Raw genomic sequence first — 21,956 nt, forward strand, 5'->3', positions numbered from 1 at the left:
CCTTATCTCGTGTCCAACGTCGTTGCCGATCATCTCGTCTTGCTCGACCACTTGCGCAGCATCCTGGTTGCCGTCGGCGAAGCCGAACAGGTACCCGAGGAAAGCCACTCGCTGTTCCTGGAGCGTTTCGACGAACTGCGCGCCCTGTTGCCAATCGACCCGATCGAAAGCCAGTACCTGGGCCAGGACCTGATGAGCCAGGTCATCCTGCGCTACCCGCAAATCGCCCACCTGGTGCCCCGCGACCTGCTGTGGTTCTTTGGCGGCGACTGCCTGCACTTCATGCCCGACGAAGAACTGGACCTGTACCAGGCCCTGGAAGAACGTCGCTATGAAGCCGAACAGAACGACGAACCGTTCGACTGGAACCAGGAAAAACAGCTGCTGGCGATGCCTCAGGACCAGAGCAAACACTGACGACTATGCTCGTTCCTACGCTCTGCGTGGGAACCTATCCTGTGACGCTCTGCGTCACCCGTGCACAGGCATAAAGGCAGGACGCGGAGCTTCCAAGGTGGCATTCCCACGCAGAGCGTGGGAACGAGCAACCGCGCTCCTACCGTCGGTGCAGCGTGGGCTCCCTGGCCATGCACTCCACCAGATAATCGATAAACACCCGCAACTTCGGCGGCAGGTAACGTGTGGGCGAATGCAGCAGCCACGCCTCGCCATGGTACGAGGCAATAAAATCCCACCCCGGCAACACCTGCACCAACTCCCCCGCTTCCAATGCATGCCGCGCGGTGAAATACGGCAAGCTGGCAATCCCGACATGCTGCAACGCCGCCTCCAGCCGCACCCCGGTGTGGTTCGCCGCATACCGGCCGCGTACGCCGACCGTTACCGCCTTGCCAGCCTGGCGAAACTTCCAGCGTGAATCTCCCGGTGTCTCACCCAGATACATGCAACTGTGCCCAAGCAGATCATGGGGATGGCTCGGTGTACCGTGCTCGGCCAGATATTGCGGCGTCGCGCACAACAAATGTTCGATGGGCAACAGCTGGCGCCCGACCAAGCCTGGCGGTGGGCTGTCGGTGATGCGGATGCTCAAGTCGACGTTGTCGTCGATCAAATCCACATGCCTATCTTCCAGGATCAATTGCACATCCACCTTGGGATAGCGCCGCAAAAATTCCGGCATATGCGGGTGCACCACAAATCGCCCCACCGCCTTGGGCACACTGACCCGCACCAGCCCCTCGGCTTCATGGGTAAATTGCCCACTGATTTCCATCACCGAGCGCGCCGCATTGACCATCTCCTGGCAACGCTTGAACACCTCCTCGCCGCCCTCGCTCAGGCGCAGCTTGCGCGTGGTGCGTTGCAGCAGGCGCGTGGCCAGGGCTTGTTCCAGGCGCGAGATGCTGCGGCTCACCGCCGAAGGTGAAACGCTGAGTTGCCGCGCCGCTTCGGAGAAGCTGCCGGTTTCCACGACCTTGACGAAAATCGCCATTTCACCCAATAACGGTAAAGGAAGATTGATGCTCATGACGCACAGGTCCATTGATAATTGAGCGGATTATCACCCATCTGCGCACTATTTATACTGCCCACAGAACCCTGATGCGGATGTAAATAATGACCGAGCGCCTGTTTTTTACCCACGACCACCTGACGGCCGAGCTGGAAGTGCTCAGTTGCACCCCGCACGAAGAGCAATTCGCCGTGATTGTGCAGTCGACCATTTTCCACCCCCAAGGCGGCGGCCAGCCGTTCGACACCGGCTGGCTCGGCGATAGCCAGGTACTGCGGGTCGTGCAGGAAGCCGAACAGGTGGTGCACTACGTCGACCAGCCCCTGGAACCAGGACCCGCCATTGCACGAGTCGACGCACAGCGGCGCGCCTTGCACACTCGTCTGCATTCGGCGGGGCACTTAATTGGCAATGTCGGCGAACGCCTGGGCTGGATGCCGATCAAGGCTCACCACTGGCCCGGCGAAGGCAAGATCACCTTTATCCGTGGCCAGACCGCGCAAGACATGGATGCGCAGACGCTCCAGCAGTGGGTCAACACATGGATCGCCGCCGACTATCCCCGCTATATGACGCTGGAAGATGGCACCCGCGAAGTCGGCTTCGGCGAATTACCGGCTTACGCCTGTGGTGGCACTCATGTCCAAGCGCTGAGCGAACTGGGCCAGGTAACGATCCTGGCGTTGTCGGAGAAAAAAGGCGCGCTCTCGGTGCGCTATGAAATCAATGCGGGAGGAGGCTTGCCTTAATGCCATTCAGTTAAGCTCAGTTCCCTGTGGGAGCTGGCTTGCCTGCGAAAGCGTTAGTGCAGTAGCAGATGCAGTGACTGACACACCGCTATCGGGGGCAAGCCCCCTCCCACATTGGATCGCCCCAGAGAAACAGGCTACACGGCAATCGCCCCCGCCCTGCTCGGCTCAACCACGAACGACTTCAACGTCGACACCGTCGCCGCCGGGTCACGCGGATCACTGATCGCACGAAAATTCGTCAACATGCTATTGGCCGCCAACTCCACCGACACATACCCACGCTGGCGACTGTCGAAAAACTTCACATGGGGGTTGAGCGGCATGATCTTCATGAACGCGTCATAGGGCGGGCCGTCGGAGGTCACCGACGAGCCAACAAACTCGGTGGCGACCACCGCCGAGTCCGGCCTTTCTGCGTCGGCATGCAGGTCGGTGGCCCAGAACGAATGAATATCCCCTCCCCAGAACACCGGGTTCTTCACGCGATTGCGCACGATCGACGCCAGCATCCGTGAGCGGTTCGCCATGTAGCCATCCCAGCCATCGGTCCAGCGGCCAAGCTTATGGTTGGTGAGGTCACGCTGCATCAGCGGCGCCACCAGCAGGTCTTGTGCGATCACATTCCACTGCGCTCCAGACTGGGCAAAGCCCTGATCCAGCCAGGCTTCCTGCTGCCAGCCGAGCAACGTGCGGCCAGGGTCACGCAGGTCGCTGCAGGGGGCGGTGACAATATGCCCCTGGTGGCTGCCATTGGCCGCGATGCACGGTTGCTCGGAACGGTACTGGCGACCGTCGAGCACATGGAAACGCGCAAGCCGGCCGTAATCCAGGCGCCGGTAAATGCGCATGTCCGGCCCCTTCGGCACGCTGCTGGCACGCAGGGGCATGTGTTCGTAAAACGCCTGATAAGCCGCCGCGCGTTGTTTGAGAAACTGCGCCACCGCCACTTTCGGGTCCTGGGACCAGCGGTTGGCGTAGTCATTCTGTACTTCGTGGTCGTCCCAGGTAACGATGCTAGGGGCTGCGGCGTGCAGGGCCTGCAGGTCTGGATCAGTCTTGTAGAGTGCGTAGCGGTTGCGGTAATCACTCAGGCTTTGCGCGTTGCCGCTGCCGTGAGAACGAAACACCTTGCCCGACTCCGCCGCATAGGAGCTGTCGTAGATGTAATCACCGAGGAAAAACACCAGGTCCGGGTGCTCGGCGGCAAGGTGTCGGTAGGCGCTGAAGTAACCGCGCTCCCAATGCGAGCAGGACACAAACCCCAGCCGGGCCGAGGCCATGGCCTGCAGCGGCGGCATCGTGCGCGACTGGCCCACCGGGCTCTGCGCACCGAGCCCTTCAAACTGGTACCAATACGGCCGATCTGCCGCCAGCCCCGCCACCTCGACATGCACCGCATGAGCGAAACGCGGCGTCGCCAATACTTCGCCCTGCTTCACAATGCGCGTCATCGCCGCATCGCTGGCCACCCGCCAGCGCACCGGCACCGAGCGACTCAGGCCGCCACGGCCATCCGCGGCGTTGAACAACGGCGCCAGGCGCGTCCAGATCACAAAGCCATCTGGCAACGGGTCGCCGGAAGCCACGCCGAGGGTGAACGGATAATCCACCCCGGCACTGCGCGCAAACGGGCTGAGGATGGAAAAGGCGGTAGCGACCACCAACCCGCCGAGGACCCGGCGTCGGCCGTGGTCGACGTCGCCGCTCACAAGCAGCGCTCCCAGTCATCACGCACGGTGGCAAACCCGAGCAAGTCCTCATACACGCCGTTCTTCAGGAACGCCTGGTGCATGCAGCCTTCATAGCGCAGGCCGATCTTCTCCATGACCCGCGCCGATTCCTTGTTGCGCGCGAAACACTGGCTGCCCACGCGCTGCAACCCTAGCGCCTCGAAGCCGAAATCCATCACCGCGTTCGCCGCTTCTGCCGCATACCCCTGGTTACGGCAGTGCGCCGCCACCCAGCCACCCAAGTGCCCATAGTGATGGCGAGCATTGATGCGCAGGCTGACCATGCCGACCAATTCGTCGGTGTCGCGCACATGCATCCCCAGGTTCAGCAGCTCACCGGTGCGGTACTTGTCAGCGATCCCCGCAATGAAATCCTGCGCGGTTTCCAAGGTGTAGGGCGATGGAATGTTCGCCGTGTTGTCGGCAATTTTCGGCCCGTTGGCAAGCGTGAAAAGCACCTGCGCCTGGTGCATATGCAGGGCGCGTAACAGCAGTCGCGGGGTCGTCAATTGAGGCAGTGCAGTGGGCATGGGAGCCGGCTCTCAAGATAAATTTCTCAAGCATGGAGGCCCCGAGTGTCAGTTTCATTACGCCCGAAAACTGACCGGTAAGTTTTCTGAAAGACGCGTCCTAGAGCCTCTAAACGGTCAATTAAAGTTAACCAATCGGTCATTTTTGGCTGTTAGCGTTTTGCCCCTAATTCAATGACGGGGTAACGGAATGAGAACCTGGGACGAACCCAAGAAACGCAAGGCGCACATCGAGCTGATCCCGATGATCGACGTGATGATGTTCCTGCTGGTGTTTTTCGTACTGGTGAGCCTGAACGTGATTCCCGCGCTCGGCATGAAGACCCAATTGCCCAGCGCCAGCAGTTCGCAGCAGCTCAAGCCGCAGAACAAATTCATCCTCACCCTGGGCCTGGAAGGCCAGTTGCAACTGGACGGCAAGGACCTGACGGTGGAGGCCCTGGTGCCGGCGCTGAAGGCGGCCGAGAAGCCCGATACCAAGTCGACGATCATCGTCAACAGCGATAAAGGCGTGGAGGTTTCGCGCCTGGTGGAAGTGATGGACACCCTGCGCCTGGGTGGCTTCACCTCCGTGTCCATTGCTACGCGTAAGTCCTGACCATGTACGTTCTGTTTCGCGTGCGTCAGCTGCTGGGCGGCGTGCCGGCCCTGATCGCCTTGGTGCTGATTGCACTGGGTATCCAGTCCCAGACATTGAAGGTCGAGCCGGTGTATGACGAGTCGGCGGTCGAATTGGCCTTGGTCGAGCCGGAACCGCAAGTCATACCGGAACCGGTGGTGGAGCAAGAACCGCCGCCGCCGATGATCGAAGAGGAAGAGGCCGAGCCGGCGCCCCCGCCGCCACCGCCCAAGCCGCTGCCCAAACCCAAACCTGAACCCAAGCCAAAACCTGTGCCCAAGCCTGCCCCCGTGGTCGCCAAGCCCGTGCCGACGCCGCCACCGGTGGCCGCCAAGCCAGCCCCGGCCGTCGTCACCCAAGCGGCACCGACGCCTGCCCCACCGGCGCCACCGAAGGTCGATGGCCAGGCCCTGGAAAGCGGTTACCTCAAAGGCTTGCGCAACGAACTGGACACCTACAAGCAGTACCCCACCGGGCGCCAGGCGTCCCTCGAACGCCCGAGCGGCGAGGTGGTGGTGTGGTTGCTGGTAGACCGTCAAGGCCGTGTCCTCGACTCGGGTTTACAAACCCAGGCCTCGAGCATGCTGCTCAACCGGGCCGCCACCAATAGCTTGCGTCGCATCAAGCAAGTCAAACCGTTCCCCGAGCAAGCCTTCGGGGGGCGCAATGAGCAGCGCTTCACCGCCACCTTCAACTACAGCGTGCAATAAGCACCCGACACCAGGACGACAGTGATGAAGTTCACCCGTATTCATCTGGCACTAGTGGCCGCGACCAGCATGACCCAGGGAATGGTCATGGCAGAGACCAGCGACAGTGACGTCGGCACCATTGGGGTACAAGGCAAGGCGACCGCAGGAGGCGGTTACATGGTGCCGGAGGAAAGCATCAAGGGCCGCTCCACGGTAACCAAGGAAGCACTGGATAAACAGGCGGCCACCGGCAATGCCATCGACAAGCTCAAGTACACCCCGGGCTTGAACATCTCCAGTGAAGACAACACTGGCCTGTCGGGCTTTCGCTTCACCATGCGCGGCATGAACTCCGACCAGGTGGGCATGTCGGTGGACGGCATGCCGATCAATGATTCGGGCAACTACGCGCTGTATTCCAACCTGCTGGGCGATCCGGAAAACATCGACCAGATCTTCGTCACCCAGGGCGCTGCGGAATCCGACGGCCCGCACATTGGTTCCAGCGGCGGCAACATTGGCATCGTCACGATTCGCCCGACCAAGGAAACCGGTGCCTTCGTCAAACAGGTCGTCGGCAGCAACGCCACGCGCAAGACTTTTGCCCGCCTCAACACCGGCGAAATCAACGGCCTGAGCAACTGGCTGTCGGTGTCCCACACAGAAGGTGAAATGTGGCGCGGCTCGGGCGCGGTACGCGCGGACAAGGTGGAGTGGAACAGTTTTTTCGACGCCGGCAATGGCAACACCGCCAACCTGATCCTCAAGTACCACGAGCAGGACAACAACAGTTACAGCCAGTTGACCAAGGCGCAGTTCCAGCAATATGGCCGCAAGTACGACCCTTACCCTGCCACCCCCAGCGTGGGCAGCAACGGCAAATACAACAGCTATTACGCCCTGGCGCAGAACCCGTTCCAGACCTTCACCGCCGTGCTCAACACCCAGTTCAAACTGGCCGATAACCTCGCGCTGTCCGTGATCCCGTATTACTACTGGGGCAATGGCAGCGGCGTCGGTTCATCCAGCTATGCCCTCAACCGTGGCTCCAACCAGGGCGGTGTGTTCGACCTCGGCAACCTGCCCACGGCCGCCCAATACAACGCCGACGGCACACCCAACAGCGGCGTGTACTACCGCCCTTCACGCACGCAAACCTGGCGTCCGGGTATCACCACCAAGCTGACCTGGGACCTTGGCGACCACAGCCTGCAATTCGGCTACTGGTACGAGCGCGCACGCCAGAGTCAAACCCAGCCGTTCATTCCGCTCAAGAGCAACGGCAAGCCAGTGGACACCTGGCCGGACTCCAACAGCGCCATCGTCGATGCCAACGGCAACACCGTGCAGGGCCGCGACCGTTTCACCGTGACGCCAGCGCAAAAGGTCTGGGCCCAGGACACCTGGTACATCAACCCGGACTGGACCTTCATCGCAGGCCTGGCCTACATGAACGTCGAGCGTGAAGGCACCAACCACGGCAGCCTCAACGAACGCCCGGAAAAACGTAACCAGACCTACAACAAACTGCTGCCCAACGCCGGCCTGAAATACCAGCTGGACGAGCGTGACCAGTTGTTCTACAGCGTGTCGCGCAACATGCGCGTGCCGCAGAACTACGTGCTCTACGACAAAGGCGCCGGCTCGATCGACGCCGAGCCGGAAACCAGCTGGAACCATGAACTGGGCTGGCGCTACAGCGGCGACGACATGAGCCTGGCCGCCACCCTGTTCTACATGGACTTCAAGAACCGCCAGGTGTCGTCCCGGGACATCAACGGCGACTTTGCCGACATCAACGCCGGCTCCGTGGTCAACAAAGGCCTGGAGCTGGAGTGGAGCGGCCAGTTGCCCCACCACTTCAATTACTACACCTCCTACACCTACACCAAGGCCGAGCAGCAGGATGACCTGACCGTCTACAACGCCGGCAAACCCATCGTGCTGCCCACCAGCGGCAAGCAGTTCGCCAACGTGCCCAAGAACATGCTGGCGGCCAACATCGGTTATGACGACGGGCGCTTCTACGGCACCTTCGGCGGCAAGTACACCAGCAAGCTCTACGGCGACCTGACCAACGACGAGGCGATTTCCGGTCGCACCGTGTTCAACCTCGGCGCCGGTATTTACCTGCCGGTGGACAAGAAGGTGGTCAAGGACGCGACCCTGCGCCTGAACGTCGACAACCTGTTCGACAAGAAATACCTGGACGGCGTGTACACCACCAAGACCAACGCGGCCAGCTACAGCGGCTTCCGCGATGGCGACCCGGCGTACATCGTCGGCCTGGACCGTACCGTCACGGTTTCGCTGGAAGCGAATTTCTAAGACTCACCCCAAGAGGAACACCATCATGGATATGAACCTGCTCCACGACGTCACCTTCTATGTGATGTACGCGGCGATGGCCATTGCGATCTTCATCGCCATCGAACGCGGTATCTACTTCGCCTACGTACGCCGCCAGGCACGCGCATTGATCGACGCCCTGGGCGCCAATGTGCACAGCGAGCGTGACCTGCCGGAGAACCTGACCCGTCGCGACAGCCTGCCGCTGAACATGATCTTGCCGGTGCTGGCCCAGAAGGCAACCCACGGTTCGCGCAAAGACCTGGACGACGAAATCGATACCCAGTACCTGAAGACGCGCGCCCCACTGGCCCGCAGCCTGTGGATCATCGAGACCATCACCACCGCCGCCCCGCTGCTGGGCCTGCTGGGCACCATTCTCGGCATCATCGACACCTTCAAGGCACTGGCCACCGCGGGCGTGTCGGACCCAGGGCAGATATCCGGGGGTATCGGGACGGCGTTGTTCGCCACGGGATTAGGTATCGCCATCGCACTGTTTTGCGTGGTGTTTCACAACTTCTTCCAAGACAGCCTGGAGCGCATCAACGACCAGTTGAAGATCCTGTTGATCCGCGCCGCCACCGGTGCCCGCGCACAGGATGAAGTGACCCATCGCGTGCCCACCCCGCTGCACAGCCGCACGGCTTGACCTACAGGGCGGGCGCCTTGGGCGCTCGCCTTTTCCTTTGGTGCGATGAGACGCTTATGTCCCTTTCGATGAAGTTGCGTATCGCCGGCCTCACCGGCTTGCTCCTCAGTCCGCTGGCCCAGGCGGACTTTTCCATTCCAGGCTTTGAACTGGTGCATACCGTACCCGTGGACACCGCCCTGGGCACCGACGATCTGCGCCAGCCCGGCCCGGTATGGATCGAGCTGTTCGACGGCGCCAAAAGCCGCATTGATATCGGCCAGTTCTACGCCGCGGACCACCCTGGTTCGGTGATGAACACGGTGCTTGAACACCTGGAAGCCGCCGGCAAACGCGGCGTGAAGATTCGTTTCCTGCTCGAAGAAAAAGGCATCAAGCTGTCGGATGCCGCCACCCTGGAACGCTTGCGCGCCATTCCCAACCTGACCTTGCGCGTGCTGCCCTACGGGCAACTGAGCGGCGGCATCATCCACGCCAAGTACCTGCTGGTGGATGGCAAGCAGGCGTTTGTCGGCAGTCAGAATTTCGACTGGCGCGCCCTGGAGCATATCCACGAAACCGGGCTGCGCATCACTGACGAAACGGTGGTGGGCCAGGTGCAGGCGATCTTCGAGCAAGACTGGCAAGCCCAGGCCGCGCTGGCGGGTAAACAACCGGTGCCGCTACCCGCCAGTGGCCCGGCACCCGCACGTACCGGCAACTACCTGGTGGCCAGCCCGCAACGCTACAACCCGCCCGGCGTGGGCGACTCACAGTTGGAACTGCCGCGCCTGCTGGGCGAAGCCAAAAAAGAAGTACGCGTGCAATTGCTCGACTACGCGCCGCTGTCCTACGGACCGGATCGAACCCGGCCGTACTACGCGGTGATCGACAACGCCGTGCGCGCTGCTGCTGCCCGTGGCGTGTTGATCAAGCTGATGGTATCCAACTGGAACACCGACCCGCTGGAACTGCCTTATCTCAAGAGCCTGGCGGTACTGCCCAATGTCGAGATCAAGATCGTCACCCTGCCCGAAGCCAAGCAAGGCTTCATCCCTTATGCGCGGGTGATCCACAGCAAAACCATGGAGATCGACGGCCAAGTGGCGTGGGTCGGCACCAGCAATTGGTTGGGCGGCTACCTGGATAATTCGCGCAATCTGGAAGTGGTGATGCGCAGTGAGGCGATGGCCAAGCGCGTAGGCCAATTGCATGAACAACTGTGGGATGGGCCTTACGCTAGAGCCTTGAGCGTGACGGAGGAGTATCCCGCGGCCCATCCTGGCCAGCATTGACCTTGGGCACCTGAGTAATGGTAGTGTGTGGAAATGTTTCTGACTCTTCCGTCAGAAACCTCCTACTCACTACCTGCAAAGGAATGCCTTTAACCATGCACTTTCCACTGAAAAAACTGGTGGCTGCCACCTTGTTCGCCGCGAGCCTGTCGGCAGTTGCCACTCCCGCATCCGCTAACATCACCGCAGACCAAAGCGCAGCCATCCTGAAGCATTTCAGCGAGAACTCGGCCACCGATTTTCGCAGTTTCCTCGGCACCCTGGCCAAGAGCGAACTGGGCAAATCGGCTGACACCGGCCCTGCTATCAGCGCGTTTCTGGGCAACAAAACCCTGAGCGCCGAGCAGCAGAACGAGATCAATCGCCTGCTGGGCATTTATACCCGCGTGAAGTACGGCAAAGCCGCGCTCGAAACCCTGCGCGAACTCGTGGAAATCCCGACGTTCAACGTGGACGGCCTGCCACAGTATAAAAACCCGGAATTCCTCAAGATCGCGGCGAAGATCGAGGCCTTGGCCAAGTCCTTCAACCTGAACTTCCGTAACGTCGATAACCGCGTGTACGAAATTTCCCTGGAGGGCAGCGGTGATGACGTCGTGGGTGTGCATGCCCATGCCGATGTGGTGCCCGTGACCCCGGAAAACTGGGTGCTGCAAGACGGTACCAAACTCGACCCGTTCAAGGTCACGCTGATTGGCGACCGCATGTATGGCCGCGGTACCGAGGATGACAAAAACGGCATCGTGGTGACGATGTACGCCATGAAAGTAATCAAGGAAGAAAAACTGCCATTGGCGCGCACGTTCAAGCTGCTGGTGGACACCACTGAAGAAACCGCCGGTGATGCCATTCCTTACTACTTCGAACGCAATCCCGTGCCGCAATACAACCTGGCGCTGGATGGCGGTTACCCGGTGGTGATCGCCGAGAAAGGCTCGGGTACGGTCATGGCCACCTTCCCGGTGCGCAAGGGCGAAGGCAAAGGCGCGCAAATCATCGCGATGACCGGCGGCAAGGCGAACAACCAGATTCCATCGGCCTCGGTGGCCACGCTGGTCAGCGATACGCCAGCCGAATTGGCCGCCAGCTTGCAACAGGCCGGTGACGACTATGCCAAGCGCAATGGTGGCAATTTCCAGGTGACGGCCAAGGTCGATGGCAAGGACGTCAAACTCACGGTTACCGGCGTATCCGCTCACTCCTCCGAGCCTGAAACCGGGGTCAACCCGGTGGCGCGTATGCTGGACCTGATCCACAGCCTCGACGGCAAGGTCGCCCTCCAGCACAACCACATCACCGATGCCGCGCGGTATGCCGCCGACAACTGGGGCCTGGATTACCTGGGCGGCAAATTGGGTGTGGGCTACGCGGATGATTTCATGGGGCCGTTGACCACCTCGCTGACGTTTGTGGGGCAGGATGACAAAGCCTTCAAACTGGCCGTGAACCTGCGCGCACCGAAAGGTAAAACCCCGGAGGCGCTCAAGGCGCAAATCGAGCAGAAGCTGAACACCTGGGACAAGAACGCCAAGGTCAACGTGAGCTTCACTTACTCGCTGGACACGCCGATGTACCGCAACCCTGAAGGGGAATGGGTAAAAGCCTTGCTGGCAGTGGCTACTGAAAACCTAGGCATGGCGCACAAGTTCGGCACCTCGGCCGGCGCAACCTCGGTGCACGACCTGCCCAACGGCGTGCAATTCGGCCTGGCCCGCCCGGAAGAGAAGTACACCGGGCACACTGACAGTGAGTTCAAGACGGTTGAACAGTTCTTGCTGGACCTGCAGATCGTCACCGAAATGATGGGCCGCGTCGGGCAATTGCCGAAGCTCTGACCCAGTTGAAGCCCCAGCGAGGCTGCGATGGCGGCGGCACAGGCACCCTCTTCAGCGCCTGAACCACCGCTTTCGCAGCCTCGCTAAAGCTCGACAGCTCCCACAGGGGATCGGCTGTGTATGTGGAATCCCGCCTTGCAGGGCCATCGAGCCAAGCACAACTCCCGACAACAACACCGCCCCAATGTGGGAGCTGTCGAGCCCCAGCGAGGCTGCGATGGCGGCGGTACAGGCAACTTCTTTAGCGCCTGAACCACCGCTTTCGCAGCCTCGCTAAAGCTCGACAGCTCCCACAGGAGATCGGCGGTGTGGGTGAGATCTCGCTTTGCAGGGCTATCGCGCCAAGCACAACTTGGCAACATCAGCCTTGCAACATCAGCATGTCTTCAAAGAAACCACCGACCGACTCAGTGGGATGGCACAGCTGTATTTCCAGCACCCAGGCCATTTCACTCGGTGGGATCTCCAGGTCAGCCAACACTTTGCTCTCGAACAACGCATGAGGGAAATCTGCAAGGCGGTGCCCTGCCAGGTTGCGTGCCAATCTCCAGCCTTTGGACAGGGCGCTCTGCTCGGCGAAGTCGTAGAGTTCACGCCCAGTCAGGCCACGCAGCCACGCCTGGCGTGTTTCATCAAACACTTCGTGCACGGCCGTTTTGCAGGCCTGGTGCAACGGCGCATCGCCGAACACAAACGTATCGCCATAGTCCCCTTCGTAGCCATCCCACACCGGGCCAAGATCGACCACGGCAATGTCATTAGCGCGCAGCCTGCGCTGACGATCAACACCCTCGCGCGGTGGGCGCACAGTGTCGGCGCCAAAACGAATGTAGGTCGGATGCCAGGTGTGCGAAGCGCCCATGGCCTGCAGTTGCCTTGCGGCCATCTCAAGGGCCTCGCCGGTGGTCATGCCGATCTTCAACTGGCTGGCAATGGCCCCCAGGGCACGCATGGATTTTTCCCGCGCAGCCAACATGCCGTCCAAGGAATAACGCGGGCCGACTTTCTCCCAGACCGGGTCGAACGACAGGGAAACCGTTTCCGCACTTGACCGACCACTGGCAACAAACGCCTCCGCGATAAACCGGTGGCTAGCCAACCCCGCTTCAAGGCAATGGGTGCGCACCTGGCTGAGCATTGCACCATTACCGCACGCATACACCTGGACCTGCTCCCAGTGATGCCCGTGACCCGATGCAACCTCCTGCACCCTGCCCTCTGATGACCGCACGGGATGCCAGCGAAAACGGGGATGCTCAAGCATCGCGTGGTCGAGGAAGACGCTGTCATAAAAATCCGCCGATTGCGCGCCCCCCCAATACAACGTCACTTCGACATCGCGCTTGAGCGCGGTCAGCAGGATCGGCTTGATGCCCGCGTAACCAGTGCCCGTGGCAAATAGGACCACGGGCGCCGCCTCTTCGTCCTGCCAGGTACAGGCACCAAACGGCCCTTCCACGTGAAGACGCTCACCCGCGCCGAGATCACCCAGGATACCCTCGGAAAAGTACCCGCCACTCACCCTTCGAATCTGGAAGATCAACCGCCCTTCATCATCGGCGGGCAGGTTGGCAACCGAAAAGCAGCGCGTGTCACCGTCCGCCAGGCGGAACTTGAGGTATTGACCAGGCCGCACCGCCACTGGGCTTTCGGGTATCAATACCAACTCGATCACATCGGGGCCCAGCGCACGCTTGCTATGCACTTGCGCCGCCACTACCAGCGCGGGCGTATCCAGCGACCAGCCGGGAATACGCAGGCGCATGTCGCCGCAGGCGTGGCTCTGGCATAACAACATTTCATTGGCTGCCAGAGGATAAGAAGGCGCCGGCGCACCCGGCGCAAGGCGCTTGGCCCGGTACGCACCTTCGGCGACCACCACCTTGCACGAACCGCAGGCGCCACGGCGGCAGGAGAACGGCACGGCCAAGCCGCTGGCGAGCATGGCGTCGAGCAAGAGTTCATCGCCCGCTTCAAAGATTTTCCCCGAGGGCGACAGTTCGATGACATGACGTTTATTCATAAAGACCTCGGGATAAGTAAGGCTTGATTGTTGCGCTAGACTAGGCCCATTAAAACCTCCAGATTTGGATACTTCAGATGGTCCAGATGCGTAAATGGCGTCCACTGCTCCGGCTTGAAGAAGGTGCAAGCCAGGCGACTTACCGCAAGATCGCCGAAGGCTTGGTCAATGCCATCCTCGAAGGCCGCCTGCCGCCCGGGACGTTACTGCCGGGCACGCGGGAAATGGCACACTTGCTCGACGTCAACCGCAAGACGGTGATCCTGGCCTACGAAGAAGCCATGACCAAGGGCTGGCTGATCAGCGAGCCGCGCCGTGGCACCTTCGTCAATGCGCAGTTGACACCCACGCAACTGCCCAGCGTTACACAACCGTCTTTCGCACCGCAGTTACTGCACCAACCAGCGGTACCCTATTTCACCCATAACGCCCAAGTGGTCGCGCTTGAGCATCGACACGGCGCGCTGTTTTTCGACAACGGCACCAGCGACCACCGCCTGCTGCCCCAGGCCGTTTTGCACCGTTACTATCGCCGTGCATTGCGCAACAGTTTCGCCTCCAATACCGTGCGTTACGGGAGTGAGGGCACCGGCTATCATTTGCGCTGTGCCCTGGCCGAGATGCTGCGTAACAACCGTGGGCTGACGGTCACTGCCGAAAATATCTGCCTGACCCAGGGCACCCAGATGTCCCTGTACCTGAGCGCCAGCCTGCTGCTCAAGCCCGGCGACGTGGTACTGGTGGAACGCTTGAGCTACCCACCGGCCTGGGAAATTTTCCGTCAGCTCGGGGCTCAGTTGGTCACGGTCGACATCGACGATGAAGGTTGTCGCACCGACCAGGTCGAGCGCTTATGCCGTGAGCACAAGGTGCGCATGATTTACCTCACGCCCCATCACCAGTTCCCCACCACCGTGAGCCTGCATGCCGCCCGCCGGCAACACTTGCTGGCGTTGGCCGCGCTGCATGACTTGTGCATTATCGAAGAGGACTACGACCACGAATATCATTTCAGTGGCCGCCCTTACCTACCGCTGGCCAGTGACCGCGCCCAACGCCATGTGCTGTATATCGGCTCGTTGTCCAAAGTGCTGGGCTCGACGTTCCGCTGCAGCTATATCGTCGCGCCCACCTCTGTGATTGAAGCCCTGCAGCGCAATGCCGCGCTGATGTTGGGCGATGCCGACGCGGTCGCTCAAGCCATGCTGGCAGACCTGATCAATGACGGGGAGTTGAAGAAGCATGTGCGCCGCGTGTCGAAAGAATATCGGGCGCGCCGATCCGTGCTGGAGGACTGCCTGGACCAGGCGTTTGGCGCTCGCATACAGGTGCGCGAACCCGAGGGGGGCTTGGCGCTATGGGTACGTTTCGAGGAAGAAATAGACGTCGATAAGTTGGCAAGCGCCGCATTGGACCACGGCGTCGTGGTGCGCAGCGGTCGTCAGTTTTCACCCAACGACCAGCCGGTAAACGCGCTGCGCCTGGGCTTTGCCTCCCTCGACCGGGATGAAATCCAGCAAGCCACGCGGCGCCTGGCCCAGGCGATGAACGCCGTAGGCAGGCGTTGAAAAACTTACCCAGCGGCCCCCAGGAACGGCAGCGCCAGGTACAATTTGATCACCACCGCATTGGCGATATCGATGAAGAACGCGCCCACCATCGGCACCACCAGAAACGCGATCTGCGAGGGCCCGAAGCGCTGCGTTACCGCCTGCATATTGGCAATCGCCGTGGGCGTTGCGCCAAGCCCGAAGCCGCAATGGCCTGCCGCCAGCACCGCCGCATCGTAGTTGCGGCCCATCACCCGGAACGTCACGAAAATCGCGAACAGCGCCATCAGCAATGCCTGTGCGGCCAGCAGAATGACAATCGGCAAAGCCAGTGCCGCCAAGTCCCAGAGCTTGAGTGACATCAGCGCCATCGCCAGGAACAACGACAAACTGACATTGCCCAGCACCGAGACTTCGCGCTCGAACACCTGATGCCAGCCGAGCATCGACAGCCCATTGCGCAGCACCACACCGACGAACAATACGCACACGAACGTCGGCAATTCGAACGCGGTGCCTTGGATGGCGGCATTCAACAAGTTGCCGCCCTGCAGACTGATCGCCACCAGCGCCAGGGTCTCGATAAACGAAAACGCGGTGATCAGGCGCTCTTCATTCGGTTGTTCGAACCCCTTGGCCAGGCTCGACTGCGGTTGCCCAATACCTGGCACCTCGACCCGCTTGATCAGAAAACGCGCCACGGGCCCGCCGATCAGGCCACCGAGCACCAGGCCAAAGGTCGCCGAGGCAATCGCCAGTTCAGACGCAGACGCCACGCCATACTGCTCACTGAACACCGCGCCCCAGGCCGCACCGGTGCCATGCCCACCGGACAGAGTCACCGAACCCGCAAGCAGGCCCATCAATGGGTCAAGCCCGAGCGCCGAGGCCAGCGCGATACCCATGGCGTTTTGCACCACCAGCAAGCCCGTTACCACCAGCAGAAACACCGCCAGGATCCGCCCGCCTTTCTTCAGGCTGGCAAAATCGGCGTTCAAACCGATGGTGGCAAAGAACGCCAGCATCAAGGGGGTTTGCAATGAAGGATCGAAGCGTACTTCGATATCGGCAAACCCGCGCAACGCCAGGAGCAGCATGGCGACCAACAGGCCACCGGCTACGGGTTCCGGAATGTTGTAGGTACGTAAGAAGCCGATGCGAGCCACAAGCCCGCGCCCCAGCAATAGCACCAGTGAAGCGGCAACGAGGGTTGAATAGAAATCGAGTTGAAGCATCCGGTCAGTTCTCTGAAGTGGACAAGGAGAATGGGTGGCCAGAGTAGAGAGCACAGGGCGAAAAGGCATCCACCCTACAAAAAACACAGACTTTCCCTACAAGCTTCACAATAATAACCTACAACCGCCTGCACCTCGCCCATCCAGAGTACGCACAGTAGACTTATCGACGACGCCTTCGCAGCAGAGGCCAGTTTGAGGCGATCTCACCCGGCTCAGCGTCACGCCCTGCGACTCGCACCAGGTCTGGAAACTCAAGCAACAGGGCACGATTGCCCCGGCCAATGTGCTCCATCACCGCCAGGGTAATATTTTCCCGCACCATGCCCGTCGAAACGTAGTACATGGCCCAGGCCTGTTCTGGCGTACATAGGCCGATCTGCTCTTCAATCTCTTTGTAGGCCTTGTAGTCGTCCGACTCTAAATAGCGCTGATCACCACCCTGGCGCATGCTGTCTCCCTCCCCGACCTCGTCCCCGTCACGTACCGCTTTTGACCTTGGTCCAGACCCGTGTGCGAATGCGCTCCGCTTTCAGCGGCAAGGGCTCAAGCGGAACCAGTGTGGCCATGGTCTTTTTATCGGGATAGATCCAAGGGTTATCCCGCAACTTTTGTTCGACGAATTCAGTGGCGTCTTTATTGGCGTTGGGATAGAGCATGTAGTTGGATGTCTTGGCTATCACCTGTGGCCGCAGCATGTAGTTGATGAACGCCAGAGCGGCCTTTGGGTGGCGAGCGTCCTTGAGCAACACCCAGTTTTCAGACCAGACCAAGGCGCCTTCGCGCGGCAGGCTGTAGGCAATCTTGCGGCCACTGTTGGACTTTTCATTAATCGCCTGCGCCGCCAGGGCACCATTGGCCCAGCCTACGACCGCGCAGATGTTGCCGTCGGCCAAGTCGGTGTCGATCCGGGAAGAGTCGAAATAGAGCACATAGGGGCGGATTTTCAACAACAGCGCCTGGGCCTTCTGGTAATCCTCTGGATCGGTACTGTTGCTGGGCAGCCCCAGGTAGTGCAAGGCAATGGAAATGATCTCGCTGGGGGAGTCGAGCATGGCCACGCCACAAGACTTGAGCTTGCTGATGTTTTCTTCTTTGAAGATCAGGTCCCAGCTGTCCACCGGGGCGTCATCGCCCAGCGCCGCCTTGACTTTATCCACGTCGTAGCCAATGCCGGTGGTGCCCCAGACATAGGGCACGGCGTAGCGGTTACCGGGGTCATTGACCGCCAGCAGGGAGAGGATGTCAGGGTCGATGTGCGAAAGGTTACTCAACTGCGCGCGGTCCAGCGGCTGCAGCACCCCGGCCTTGATCAAGCCCGGCAATACATTGGAGGTGGCCACCACCAGGTCATAGCCGGTGCGCCCAGCCATGACCTTGCTCTGCATGATTTCGGCGCTGTCGAAAGCATCCATATGCAGCTTGATGCCGGTCCCCTGCTGGAATTGCTTGGGCGTCTGCGGTTCAAGAAACCCGAACCAGTTATACAGATACACCGAAGATTCAGCGGCGGCTGCGGGCGTGCTGATTGCAGCACCCATAAGCGAAGCTAAAAAAATAGCTCGCAAGTGTGCTCGACTCATATGACTATCCTTGTCCACACGACGCGCCCTCATGGCTATCGTAAGCTCGGGGTGAATATACCGAGCCTCGACGAATAGTAAATACCTACAAGTACTTAGCTCTGGCCTGCAAAGCCCTAACCCTAAAGGGGTAGAACATGTCGCTTGACCTTCATAGCCTGGCTTGGCACCGATCGGTTGGAAAACTGATCATGCAGCTCAATCGCCCTGAGTTCTGGAGTTCGTTGATTCGCGTATTGAATGAATATGTGCAGATAGACAATTGAGTGGTGCTGGTTTTTGGCGACCACGCAGTGCGTGTGATCAGCCTGCCCGAAGTAGCAGACAGCGAAGAAATCGACGCCTTTATTCACCGCTATGTGAAAGGCCTGTATCTGCTGGACCCGTTTTATATCGCTGATCGAGAAAACCCACAGAGCGGGTTCTTCCATCTGCTCGACATTGCGCCGGAACACTTCCGGGAAACCGAGTACTACCAGCAATATTTCGCGCAATACATCTCGGTCGATGAGGCGCAATACAATGTAAGGCTCGATGCCGGTACAACGCTGTGCATGTCGTTTGGCAGCAACCTGCGATTCACCCAGGCGCAGATAACGGTATTGGACATGATCAAGCCGTGGGTAACGGCAATGATGCATCAACGCATGGGCTTTGAAACTGACCCGGCAAAAAATCTTGCCGAGCCGGCCCCATGGGCTGAGGCACTTACTCAGTTGGAAGCACAAGTCACGGCACGTGAAAAGGACGTACTCAAGTTACTGCTCAGTGGGTTCTCCAACAAAGAGATCGCCGGCAAGCTGTCGCTGTCGACGGAAACCATCAAGGTTCACCGCCGCAACATCTACAGCAAGCTGAATATCAAATCGCAGTCCGAACTGTTTGCGCGGTTTTTTATGCCACGGCAGGAGATTCCTTCGACGCTTTGAACGGGGGCGGTGCGCTGGCGAAGTAAATTGCGCACAAACAAAAACGCCGATCATCACTGATCGGCGTTTTCGTTAAATATGGAGCGGGAAACGAGACTCGAACTCGCGACCCCGACCTTGGCAAGGTCGTGCTCTACCAACTGAGCTATTCCCGCAAATGGCGTCCCCTAGGGGACTCGAACCCCTGTTACCGCCGTGAAAGGGCGGTGTCCTAGGCCACTAGACGAAGGGGACACGCTACTGAAACACATGGTGTGTGTTCCAGTGCCCAGAGGCCTTGTCCGAAGACTTGGTCCTGGTTTCACTCAATGCCGCCCGAAGGCCACACTGCTTGTAAATTGGAGCGGGAAACGAGACTCGAACTCGCGACCCCGACCTTGGCAAGGTCGTGCTCTACCAACTGAGCTATTCCCGCATATGGCGTCCCCTAGGGGACTCGAACCCCTGTTACCGCCGTGAAAGGGCGGTGTCCTAGGCCACTAGACGAAGGGGACACACGTACAACATTCACTCCCTACCGCGTTTCGCTGTGTGCTTTACGCTGTAAGTGGCGCGCATTCTATGGATGGATTGAAAGGTCGTCAACCCCCAAGGATAAATTTATTTAAATCAATGACTTCGCCATGGTTTCACGGCCTTCGCGGGCATTGGCACCGTCCGAGCCTTGACGCCTATATTCTGGCGTTCGACAAGACGCTATAGTTCACCCAGGCAAATGATGGCAATGTGCATCCATTCAGGGAACGCCTACTTATATAGAAGAAATCACCTGGGCAACTGGTCGATCGGTCCTATCCGCCGGATGACCCAGTCACTACACTCCACAGCAAACCCTATTAAAGAGGTCACACCAGTGACACCACTCATGATCACCCTGCTGGTAATAGCCGGGATCGTAATACTGATCGCCATTGGCTACATGAACCACGTGGTGGAAAACAACAAGCTGGAAAAGAAGCGTACCGAGATCGAGCTTAACGATCGGCTGCGTCGCTGCGGTGAAATTACCGAGACCTTCCCCGGCCAACTGATGACCCCAGCGCTCAAGCTATTGCTGGCTCGCCTGGAACTGAACGTCAACCAGCGCCTGTTGAATCTCAACAAGTCCAGCACACCGCTCAAGGCGCGTATCATCGAACTGAATGCGCTGATCGCCCAAGGCGAATCGATTCCGGTGGCCAACCCACCGGCACCGATCCAGACCGAGGCCAAGGCCAAGGACGTGCGCTTCCTGCTCGAAGCCCTGCACGGCCAAGTCACCCGCGCCGCGCAGGATGGCTTCCTGCCGACCAACGAAGCCAAGCACTGGATCAAGGAAATCCGTCATATCCTGGTGCTGCTGCACATCGAGTTTTTCAACAACCTCGGCCAGCACGCCCTGCTGCAAGGCCAACCCGGCCAGGCACGCCTGGCGTTCGAACGCGGCGTGCAGTACCTGCGCAAACAGCCGGAGCCGGTGCTCTACAGCGCCCAGTTGCAACTGCTGGAGTCCCAATTGGCGCGCGCCAACTCCACAGTGCTGACCAACAGCCAGCCTGCCGAGGACGAAGTCAACGAGTTGACCGAGGGCTTGAAAGTCGTCGACGCCGATGCCGAGTGGAAGAAGAAAGCTATCTACGATTGATGGCATCGCGAACGCAATGCTCAAAGCAACGAACATCAAAGCTGGCTTGCCTGCGAAGACGTCGGCTCAGCAACATTGATGTTGACTGACACACCGCTTTCGCGAGCAAGCCCGCTCCCACAGTGGGATTGTGGGGTGTCAGGTAGGTGAGCATCGGCTGGCAGGCCTTCATCGCAGGCAAGCCAGCTCCCACAGTGAAATCATCACATGCCATCAATGTGCACCTATCCTCCTGCCCCCGACTAGCGTAAAAAAGTGCCCCTCACTCCGTGAAACTAGAGGCCTGTTATGCCTGTCGCCGTGATTGATAGACAACCGCTGCACTATATCGACCAGGGCGCCGGCCCCGTCGTGCTACTGGGTTCGAGTTACCTGTGGGCCAGCGACATGTGGGCGCCGCAGATTGAAGCGCTGTCGCGGCAGTACCGCGTGATCGTCCCCGAGTTGTGGGGCCACGGTGAGTCCGGGCCGTTGCCAGCAAACACCCATTCCCTGGATGACCTCGCCCGCCAGGCCCTGGCGCTGCTGGATCACTTGAGCATCGAACAAGCCAACCTGGTGGGCCTCTCGGTCGGCGGCATGTGGGGCGCACGCCTGGCGCTGCTGGCTCCCGAGCGCATCAACACCGTGGTGCTGATGGACACCTACCTAGGGGCTGAACCCGAAGCAACGCGCCAGTACTATTTCTCGCTGTTCAAGATGATTGAAGACGCCGGGGCGATCCCCGAACCGTTGCTGGATGTGATCGCACCGATCTTCTTCCGCCCGAACATCGACCGCGAATCCGCGCTGTACCAGGACTTTCGCCAGTCACTGCAAGGCTTCCCCAAAGAACGCTTGCTGGACAGTATCGTGCCACTGGGCCGCCTGATCTTCAGCCGCAAAGACATCTTGGCGCACTTACCTGCATTGGACTCCGACACCACCCTGGTGATGTGCGGCGAGCAGGACAAACCCCGGCCACCCGCCGAGTCCGAGGAAATGGCCGACCTGATCGGTTGCAGCCTGATCCTGATCCCCGAAGCCGGGCATATCTCCAGCCGCGAGAACCCGGATTTCGTCAACGAGGCGCTGCTGACCTTCCTCGCCAACCACGCCTGATCGC

18 protein-coding genes, 4 tRNA genes and 1 pseudogene are annotated in these 21,956 nt (G+C 60.0%); 12 read left to right on the plus strand and 11 right to left on the minus strand.

Going from position 1 to position 21,956, the window contains the following annotated elements:
• Positions 1-9 precede the first annotated feature (9 nt).
• On the plus strand, positions 10-417 hold the full coding sequence (locus JMV15_RS18240; RefSeq protein ID WP_003190109.1) for a PA2817 family protein: 408 nt from the start codon (positions 10-12) through the stop codon (positions 415-417).
• Between the two features lie 139 nt (positions 418-556).
• On the opposite strand, the gene JMV15_RS18245 is transcribed toward JMV15_RS18240, so the two are convergent.
• Positions 557-1,489 (minus strand): LysR family transcriptional regulator, encoded by a 933-nt coding sequence (locus JMV15_RS18245; RefSeq protein ID WP_201491844.1) that lies wholly within the window; start codon positions 1,487-1,489, stop codon positions 557-559.
• Between the two features lie 89 nt (positions 1,490-1,578).
• Between JMV15_RS18245 and JMV15_RS18250 the strand changes: the two genes are divergently transcribed.
• On the plus strand, positions 1,579-2,223 hold the full coding sequence (locus tag JMV15_RS18250) for a serine-tRNA(Ala) deacylase AlaX (RefSeq protein WP_038449616.1): 645 nt from the start codon (positions 1,579-1,581) through the stop codon (positions 2,221-2,223).
• 137 nt (positions 2,224-2,360) lie between these two features.
• On the opposite strand, the gene JMV15_RS18255 is transcribed toward JMV15_RS18250, so the two are convergent.
• Together JMV15_RS18255 and JMV15_RS18260 are read right to left on the minus strand one after the other, a co-directional pair.
• Positions 2,361-3,935 carry an alkaline phosphatase D family protein gene (locus tag JMV15_RS18255; RefSeq protein ID WP_020301087.1) on the minus strand — a complete coding sequence of 525 codons (1,575 nt, stop codon included), beginning with the start codon at positions 3,933-3,935 and terminating at the stop codon, positions 2,361-2,363.
• Positions 3,932-4,486 (minus strand): GNAT family N-acetyltransferase, encoded by a 555-nt coding sequence (locus JMV15_RS18260; protein WP_038449614.1) that lies wholly within the window; start codon positions 4,484-4,486, stop codon positions 3,932-3,934. The genes JMV15_RS18255 and JMV15_RS18260 overlap by 4 nt, the downstream gene beginning before the upstream one ends.
• A gap of 190 nt (positions 4,487-4,676) precedes the next feature.
• Here JMV15_RS18260 and JMV15_RS18265 point away from each other — a divergent pair, with 190 nt between their 5' ends.
• The 6 genes from JMV15_RS18265 to JMV15_RS18290 all read left to right on the plus strand — a co-directional run bounded on the left by JMV15_RS18265 (position 4,677) and on the right by JMV15_RS18290 (position 11,907).
• On the plus strand, positions 4,677-5,084 hold the full coding sequence (locus tag JMV15_RS18265; RefSeq protein WP_014717774.1) for an ExbD/TolR family protein: 408 nt from the start codon (positions 4,677-4,679) through the stop codon (positions 5,082-5,084).
• Between the two features lie 2 nt (positions 5,085-5,086).
• Positions 5,087-5,815 (plus strand): energy transducer TonB family protein, encoded by a 729-nt coding sequence (locus tag JMV15_RS18270; RefSeq protein ID WP_038449612.1) that lies wholly within the window; start codon positions 5,087-5,089, stop codon positions 5,813-5,815.
• Positions 5,816-5,839: 24 nt separating this feature from the next.
• Positions 5,840-8,125, plus strand: a complete 2,286-nt coding sequence (locus JMV15_RS18275; protein ID WP_014717772.1) for a TonB-dependent receptor — start codon at positions 5,840-5,842, stop codon at positions 8,123-8,125.
• Positions 8,126-8,150: 25 nt separating this feature from the next.
• Complete coding sequence (locus JMV15_RS18280) at positions 8,151-8,798, plus strand: MotA/TolQ/ExbB proton channel family protein (protein ID WP_014717771.1); 648 nt, start codon at positions 8,151-8,153, stop codon at positions 8,796-8,798.
• A 56-nt stretch (positions 8,799-8,854) separates the two neighbouring features.
• A complete protein-coding gene (locus JMV15_RS18285) occupies positions 8,855-10,072 on the plus strand; it encodes a phospholipase D-like domain-containing protein (protein WP_014717770.1) in 1,218 nt (405 codons plus the stop codon).
• 95 nt (positions 10,073-10,167) lie between these two features.
• The gene (locus JMV15_RS18290) at positions 10,168-11,907 is read left to right on the plus strand and encodes a dipeptidase (RefSeq protein WP_014717769.1); all 1,740 of its coding nucleotides are present in this window, start codon (positions 10,168-10,170) and stop codon (positions 11,905-11,907) included.
• 361 nt (positions 11,908-12,268) lie between these two features.
• Here JMV15_RS18290 and JMV15_RS18295 read toward each other — a convergent pair whose 3' ends face one another.
• Entirely contained in the window at positions 12,269-13,930 is a 1,662-nt protein-coding gene (locus JMV15_RS18295; RefSeq protein ID WP_038449610.1) for a M24 family metallopeptidase, read from the minus strand.
• A 77-nt stretch (positions 13,931-14,007) separates the two neighbouring features.
• Here JMV15_RS18295 and pdxR point away from each other — a divergent pair, with 77 nt between their 5' ends.
• Positions 14,008-15,498 (plus strand): MocR-like pyridoxine biosynthesis transcription factor PdxR, encoded by a 1,491-nt coding sequence (pdxR, locus tag JMV15_RS18300; protein ID WP_201491846.1) that lies wholly within the window; start codon positions 14,008-14,010, stop codon positions 15,496-15,498.
• Between the two features lie 5 nt (positions 15,499-15,503).
• Here pdxR and gltS read toward each other — a convergent pair whose 3' ends face one another.
• The 3 genes from gltS to JMV15_RS18315 form a co-directional block, all read right to left on the minus strand.
• Positions 15,504-16,715, minus strand: coding sequence for a sodium/glutamate symporter (gene gltS / locus JMV15_RS18305; RefSeq protein ID WP_014717766.1), 1,212 nt, complete (start codon positions 16,713-16,715; stop codon positions 15,504-15,506).
• A 163-nt stretch (positions 16,716-16,878) separates the two neighbouring features.
• The gene (locus JMV15_RS18310; protein WP_014717765.1) at positions 16,879-17,166 is read right to left on the minus strand and encodes a hypothetical protein; all 288 of its coding nucleotides are present in this window, start codon (positions 17,164-17,166) and stop codon (positions 16,879-16,881) included.
• A 28-nt stretch (positions 17,167-17,194) separates the two neighbouring features.
• On the minus strand, positions 17,195-18,298 hold the full coding sequence (locus JMV15_RS18315) for a polyamine ABC transporter substrate-binding protein (protein ID WP_038449606.1): 1,104 nt from the start codon (positions 18,296-18,298) through the stop codon (positions 17,195-17,197).
• A gap of 137 nt (positions 18,299-18,435) precedes the next feature.
• Between JMV15_RS18315 and JMV15_RS18320 the strand changes: the two are divergent.
• A pseudogene (locus JMV15_RS18320) lies at positions 18,436-19,227 on the plus strand (response regulator transcription factor).
• 79 nt (positions 19,228-19,306) lie between these two features.
• On the opposite strand, the gene JMV15_RS18325 reads toward JMV15_RS18320, so the two are convergent.
• The 4 genes from JMV15_RS18325 to JMV15_RS18340 all read right to left on the minus strand — a co-directional run bounded on the left by JMV15_RS18325 (position 19,307) and on the right by JMV15_RS18340 (position 19,721).
• Positions 19,307-19,382 (minus strand) — tRNA-Gly (locus JMV15_RS18325).
• Between the two features lie 3 nt (positions 19,383-19,385).
• Positions 19,386-19,461, minus strand: a tRNA-Glu gene (locus JMV15_RS18330).
• A 105-nt stretch (positions 19,462-19,566) separates the two neighbouring features.
• Positions 19,567-19,642 (minus strand) — tRNA-Gly (locus tag JMV15_RS18335).
• Positions 19,643-19,645: 3 nt separating this feature from the next.
• Positions 19,646-19,721 (minus strand) — tRNA-Glu (locus JMV15_RS18340).
• 371 nt (positions 19,722-20,092) lie between these two features.
• On the opposite strand from JMV15_RS18340, the gene JMV15_RS18345 reads away from it, so the two are divergent.
• Positions 20,093-20,851, plus strand: a complete 759-nt coding sequence (locus JMV15_RS18345) for a hypothetical protein (protein WP_081339062.1) — start codon at positions 20,093-20,095, stop codon at positions 20,849-20,851.
• Positions 20,852-21,139: 288 nt separating this feature from the next.
• A complete protein-coding gene (locus JMV15_RS18350; protein WP_038449602.1) occupies positions 21,140-21,952 on the plus strand; it encodes an alpha/beta fold hydrolase in 813 nt (270 codons plus the stop codon).
• The last annotated feature ends 4 nt before the right edge of the window (positions 21,953-21,956 follow it).

Origin of the sequence: Pseudomonas paracarnis, assembly GCF_904063055.1 — a bacterium.
Taxonomy (GTDB): domain Bacteria; phylum Pseudomonadota; class Gammaproteobacteria; order Pseudomonadales; family Pseudomonadaceae; genus Aquipseudomonas; species Aquipseudomonas paracarnis.

Excerpts from the sequence above, each read along its gene's own strand:
- JMV15_RS18245 (WP_201491844.1), bottom strand. The coding sequence starts at position 1,489 with ATGAGCATCAATCTTCCTTTACCGTTATTGGGTGAAATGGCGATTTTC.
- JMV15_RS18250 (WP_038449616.1), top strand. The coding sequence starts at position 1,579 with ATGACCGAGCGCCTGTTTTTTACCCACGACCACCTGACGGCCGAGCTG.
- JMV15_RS18260 (WP_038449614.1), bottom strand. The coding sequence starts at position 4,486 with ATGCCCACTGCACTGCCTCAATTGACGACCCCGCGACTGCTGTTACGC.
- JMV15_RS18265 (WP_014717774.1), top strand. The coding sequence starts at position 4,677 with ATGAGAACCTGGGACGAACCCAAGAAACGCAAGGCGCACATCGAGCTG.
- JMV15_RS18270 (WP_038449612.1), top strand. The coding sequence starts at position 5,087 with ATGTACGTTCTGTTTCGCGTGCGTCAGCTGCTGGGCGGCGTGCCGGCC.
- JMV15_RS18275 (WP_014717772.1), top strand. The coding sequence starts at position 5,840 with ATGAAGTTCACCCGTATTCATCTGGCACTAGTGGCCGCGACCAGCATG.
- JMV15_RS18280 (WP_014717771.1), top strand. The coding sequence starts at position 8,151 with ATGGATATGAACCTGCTCCACGACGTCACCTTCTATGTGATGTACGCG.
- JMV15_RS18285 (WP_014717770.1), top strand. The coding sequence starts at position 8,855 with ATGTCCCTTTCGATGAAGTTGCGTATCGCCGGCCTCACCGGCTTGCTC.
- JMV15_RS18290 (WP_014717769.1), top strand. The coding sequence starts at position 10,168 with ATGCACTTTCCACTGAAAAAACTGGTGGCTGCCACCTTGTTCGCCGCG.
- JMV15_RS18295 (WP_038449610.1), bottom strand. The coding sequence starts at position 13,930 with ATGAATAAACGTCATGTCATCGAACTGTCGCCCTCGGGGAAAATCTTT.
- pdxR (WP_201491846.1), top strand. The coding sequence starts at position 14,008 with ATGGTCCAGATGCGTAAATGGCGTCCACTGCTCCGGCTTGAAGAAGGT.
- gltS (WP_014717766.1), bottom strand. The coding sequence starts at position 16,715 with ATGCTTCAACTCGATTTCTATTCAACCCTCGTTGCCGCTTCACTGGTG.
- JMV15_RS18310 (WP_014717765.1), bottom strand. The coding sequence starts at position 17,166 with ATGCGCCAGGGTGGTGATCAGCGCTATTTAGAGTCGGACGACTACAAG.
- JMV15_RS18315 (WP_038449606.1), bottom strand. The coding sequence starts at position 18,298 with ATGAGTCGAGCACACTTGCGAGCTATTTTTTTAGCTTCGCTTATGGGT.
- JMV15_RS18345 (WP_081339062.1), top strand. The coding sequence starts at position 20,093 with ATGATCACCCTGCTGGTAATAGCCGGGATCGTAATACTGATCGCCATT.
- JMV15_RS18350 (WP_038449602.1), top strand. The coding sequence starts at position 21,140 with ATGCCTGTCGCCGTGATTGATAGACAACCGCTGCACTATATCGACCAG.